Origin of the sequence: Plebeiibacterium sediminum (assembly GCF_026013605.1) — a bacterium.
GTDB lineage: Bacteria > Bacteroidota > Bacteroidia > Bacteroidales > Marinilabiliaceae > Saccharicrinis > Saccharicrinis sediminus.
In genome coordinates this window covers 1-562 of record NZ_JAPDPJ010000281.1, presented here as the reverse complement: position 1 = coordinate 562, position 562 = coordinate 1, and the positions used below count along the sequence as shown (strand labels likewise).

Sequence of the window (562 nt, the reverse complement as noted above, 5' to 3'; positions counted from 1 at the left end):
CCAGAAACCATAACATCATCATTTAATGAAGTTATTTCAAAGTTTGCAGCTTCATCAGCACAATAGGTTACTTCCATATCCTTAACCTCTGGATCAGGATTGACATATACAGTCACATGAGCTTCGCTGGTACAGCCAGTTGCAATATGAGTTACTATAACATCAAACACATTAGTTGTTTGTAATCCTCCATCTTCAGGTATGTTCAAAGCAGATATGTTCCAGTCAAAAGTGTATCCTTCAGTAATTCCAGAAACCATAACATCATCATTGAAAGATGTTATATCAAAATCTGATGCTTCATCTGCACAATAAGTAAACTCAACATCTTTAACTTCTGGATCAGGATTGACATATATAATTACATGAGCTTCGCTGGTACAACCTGTTGCAATGTGAGTTACTATCACATCAAAATCATTCGTTGTTTGCGAACTACCATCTTCAGGGATAGTCAACGAAGAAGCATTCCAATCGAAAGTGTGTCCTTCAGTAATTCCAGAAACCATAACATCATCATTTAATGAAGTTATTTCAAAGTTTGCAGCTTCATCAGCACAAT

Annotated in this window: 1 protein-coding gene; it reads right to left on the bottom strand. The window is 35.9% G+C overall.

Features of this window, described 5'->3' with window-relative positions; all coding sequences use genetic code 11:
* On the bottom strand, positions 1 to 562 hold a 562-nt coding region (locus tag OM075_RS25465), incomplete at both ends, for a hypothetical protein (protein ID WP_301193373.1).